General features: G+C 61.0%; 4 protein-coding genes. All 4 read left to right on the plus strand.

The annotated features are described in order from the left end of the window. The coding region (gene pstS, locus VFE81_RS10155; RefSeq protein ID WP_325044465.1) for a phosphate ABC transporter substrate-binding protein PstS at positions 1 to 891 on the plus strand (891 nt) is incomplete at its 5' end. 143 nt (positions 892 to 1034) lie between these two features. Then, complete coding sequence (gene pstC, locus VFE81_RS10160) at positions 1035 to 2036, plus strand: phosphate ABC transporter permease PstC (RefSeq protein WP_325044466.1); 1002 nt, start codon at positions 1035 to 1037, stop codon at positions 2034 to 2036. Then, on the plus strand, positions 2033 to 2929 hold the full coding sequence (pstA, locus tag VFE81_RS10165; protein ID WP_325044467.1) for a phosphate ABC transporter permease PstA: 897 nt from the start codon (positions 2033 to 2035) through the stop codon (positions 2927 to 2929). The genes pstC and pstA overlap by 4 nt, the downstream gene beginning before the upstream one ends. Before the next feature lie 17 nt (positions 2930 to 2946). Then, a partial coding sequence (gene pstB / locus VFE81_RS10170) for a phosphate ABC transporter ATP-binding protein PstB (protein WP_325044468.1) occupies positions 2947 to 3720 on the plus strand: 774 nt, incomplete at its 3' end.

The raw sequence follows: 3720 nt of genomic DNA on the forward strand, positions 1-3720 counted from the left end.
GGCGGCGGCAAGGTTAACTATCAAGGTATCGGTTCGTCGGGCGGTATCAAGCAGATCGAAGCGAAGACTGTCGATTTCGCAGGCTCGGACGCTCCGCTGAAGGACGACGAACTCGCGAAGGCAGGGCTGTTCCAGTTCCCGACGGTTGTCGGCGGCGTGGTTCCGGTTGTCAACGTGCCGGGCGTGAAGGCCGGTGAAGTGACGCTGTCGGGCGAAGTGCTCGGCGACATCTACCTGGGCAAGATCAAGAAGTGGAACGATCCGGCGATCGCTGCACTGAACCCGAAGGTCAAGCTGCCGGATACCGACATCGCCGTGGTTCGCCGCGCTGACGGTTCGGGCACGAGCTTCATCTGGACGAACTACCTGTCGAAGGTGAACGCGGACTGGAAGTCGAAGGTCGGTGAAGGCGCAACGGTCAGCTGGCCGACGGGTACGGGTGGCAAGGGCAACGACGGCGTCGCCGCTTTCGTGCAACGTCTGCCGGGCGCAATCGGCTACGTGGAGTGGGCGTATGCGAAGCAGAACCACATGACGTACGTCAGCCTGAAGAACTCGACGGGCGCTGTGGTCGAGCCGAAGACGGAAACGTTCAAGGCAGCGGCTGCGGGTGCTGACTGGTCGAAGTCGTTCTACCAGATCCTGACAAATGAGCCGGGCAAGGACGCATGGCCGATCGTCGGCGCAACCTTCGTGCTGCTGCACACGGCACAGGACAAGCCGGCGCAAGGCACGGAAACGCTGAAGTTCTTCGACTGGGCGTTCAAGAACGGCACCCAGGCTGCAAACGATCTGGACTACATCTCGTTGCCGGAGTCGGTCACGGCGGAAATTCGTACGAAGTGGAAGTTGCAGGTGAAGGACGCTGCCGGCAAGCCGATTGCTGACTAAGCGTTGCAGTAAAGCATCCAGCAATACATTGGCCGTCCTCAGTCGGGGACGGCCAATGGCATTACCCCGGCGGCATTAGCCCAGCATCGTCCGCCGCACGACAAGTGTCGTACGGCAACTGGAAACAGGTCCATCAGGCTCTCATGTCCGATATCCATTTAGCGCCTGGCGCGGCGAGGTCGACACCGCCCGGCAGCGCGTCGCAGCAGAAAGCGCCCAGCCGCGCCGGCGACGTCATTTTCGGCGGCCTTGCCCGTCTCGCCGCTATCATCACCCTGTTGCTACTCGGCGGCATCATCGTTTCACTGGTCGTCGCCTCCTTGCCGTCGATCAAACATTTCGGTCTCGCGTTTCTGTGGACCGCCGACTGGGATCCACCTAGCAAGCAATTCGGCGCATTGGTGCCCATTTACGGCACGATCGCGACCTCACTCATTGCGCTCATCATCGCGGTGCCCGTCAGCTTCGGCATCGCGCTCTTCCTGACCGAACTCGCGCCCGCGTGGCTGCGCCGTCCGCTCGGCATCGCCATCGAACTGCTTGCCGCGATCCCGTCGATCGTCTACGGCATGTGGGGTCTGCTGGTGTTCGCACCGATTTTCGCTGTGTGGTTCGAGAAGCCGCTCGGCACCGTGTTGGGCGGTATCCCGTTCGTTGGCGCGCTGTTTCAGGGTGCGCCGATCGGCATCGGCATTCTCTGCGCGGGCGTGATTCTCGCGATCATGATCATTCCGTACATCGCCTCGGTGATGCGCGACGTGTTCGAAGTCACACCGGTCCTGCTGAAGGAATCGGCGTATGGCATCGGCTGCACGACGTGGGAAGTGATGTGGAAGATCGTGCTGCCCTTCACCAGGAGCGGCGTGATCGGCGGCGTGATGCTCGGCCTCGGCCGCGCGCTCGGCGAGACGATGGCGGTTACTTTCGTGATCGGTAACACCAATCTGCTCGATAACGTCTCGCTGTTTTCGCCGGGCAACAGCATTACCTCGGCGCTCGCCAACGAATTCGCGGAAGCGGATCCGGGCCTGCATACGTCGGCGCTGATGGAACTCGGCTTGATCCTGTTTGTGATTACTTTCGTCGTACTGGCGATTTCGAAGATCATGCTGCTCCGCCTCGAAAAAGGGGAGGGCGCGAAATGAGCCAACCCACCTTGAATATGCCGGGTTCGAACGACGCCGATGCGCTCGAGGCAATGCGCGTGCGTCTGCAAGGCCGCCGCCGCGCGAAGAATGCGCTTGCGCTGACCATGTCGCTCGCGGCCATGGCGTTCGGCCTGCTGTGGCTGGTGTGGATTCTCTACACGACGCTGCGCCTTGGCATCGGCGGCCTGTCGATCGAATTGTTCACGCAATCCACGCCGCCGCCGAACACCGATGGCGGCGGTCTTGCCAACGCGATTGTCGGCAGCGTGATGCTGGTTGCGCTCGCAACCTTCGTCGGCACGCCGATTGGCATTCTGGCGGGCGTCTATCTCGCCGAGTACGGCCAGAAGGGCTGGCTTGCGAGTCTCACGCGCTTTATCAACGACATCCTGTTGTCGGCGCCGTCGATCGTGGTGGGCCTGTTCGTCTACGCGCTGGTTGTCGCGAAGATGGGCCACTTCAGCGGTTGGGCGGGTGTGTTCGCGCTCGCGCTGCTGCAGATTCCGATCGTGATCCGTACCACTGAGAACATGCTGAAGCTGGTGCCGAATGCACTGCGTGAAGCCGCTTTCGCACTCGGCACACCGAAGTGGAAGATGGTGATGTCGATCACGCTGAAGGCGTCGATCGCGGGCATTATCACGGGCGTCCTGCTCGGCGTCGCGCGGATTGCCGGCGAAACCGCGCCGCTCCTGTTCACGGCCTTGTCGAATCAATTCTTCTCGATGGACATGAACCAGCCGGTCGCGAACCTGCCGGTCACGATCTACAAGTTCGCGATGAGCCCGTTTGCGCAATGGCAATCGCTCGCGTGGGCCGGCGTCTTCCTGATCACGCTCGCGGTGCTGGGATTAAACATCCTCGCGCGCACGATCTTTTCGAATAAGTAAGGGCGGAGTGTAATCCGATGAATATGGCAGAAACTCAACTCAATCCGGCCGCGCGTTCGACGGCGCCCGCCGGTTTCGATCCCGCCCAAAGCGGCCAGGCGCAAGCGCCGTCGCGCCCGAAGATTGAGATCAACGACCTGAATTTCTTCTACGGCAAGTATCACGCGTTGAAGAACATCAATCTGCGGATTCCCGAAGGCAAGGTGACCGCGTTCATCGGCCCGTCGGGTTGCGGCAAGTCGACCTTGCTGCGCACGCTCAACAAGATGTACGCGCTCTATCCGGAGCAACGCGCCGAAGGCGAGATCCTGATGGACGGCGAAAACCTGCTGACCTCCAAGCGCGATATTTCGCTGCTGCGCGCGCGGATCGGCATGGTGTTCCAGAAGCCGACGCCGTTTCCGATGTCGATTTACGACAACATCGCGTTCGGCGTGAAGATGTTCGAAACGCTGCCGCGCTCGGAAATGGACGATCGCGTGGAATGGGCGCTGACCAAGGCCGCGCTGTGGAATGAAGTGAAGGACAAATTGGGCCAGAGCGGCTATGGCTTGTCAGGTGGCCAGCAGCAGCGTTTGTGCATCGCGCGCGGTATCGCGATCCGTCCCGAAGTGCTGCTGCTCGACGAACCGTGTTCCGCGCTCGACCCGATTTCCACGGGCCGCATTGAAGAGTTGATCGCCGAATTGAAGAGCGATTACACGGTAGTGATCGTCACACACAACATGCAACAGGCCGCGCGCTGTTCGGACTACACTGCATATATGTACCTCGGTGAATTGATCGAGTTC

The sequence above is a fragment of the Paraburkholderia sp. genome (assembly GCF_035656215.1).
Lineage (GTDB): Bacteria > Pseudomonadota > Gammaproteobacteria > Burkholderiales > Burkholderiaceae > Paraburkholderia.

Excerpts from the sequence above, each read along its gene's own strand:
- pstC (WP_325044466.1), top strand. The coding sequence starts at position 1,035 with ATGTCCGATATCCATTTAGCGCCTGGCGCGGCGAGGTCGACACCGCCC.
- pstA (WP_325044467.1), top strand. The coding sequence starts at position 2,033 with ATGAGCCAACCCACCTTGAATATGCCGGGTTCGAACGACGCCGATGCG.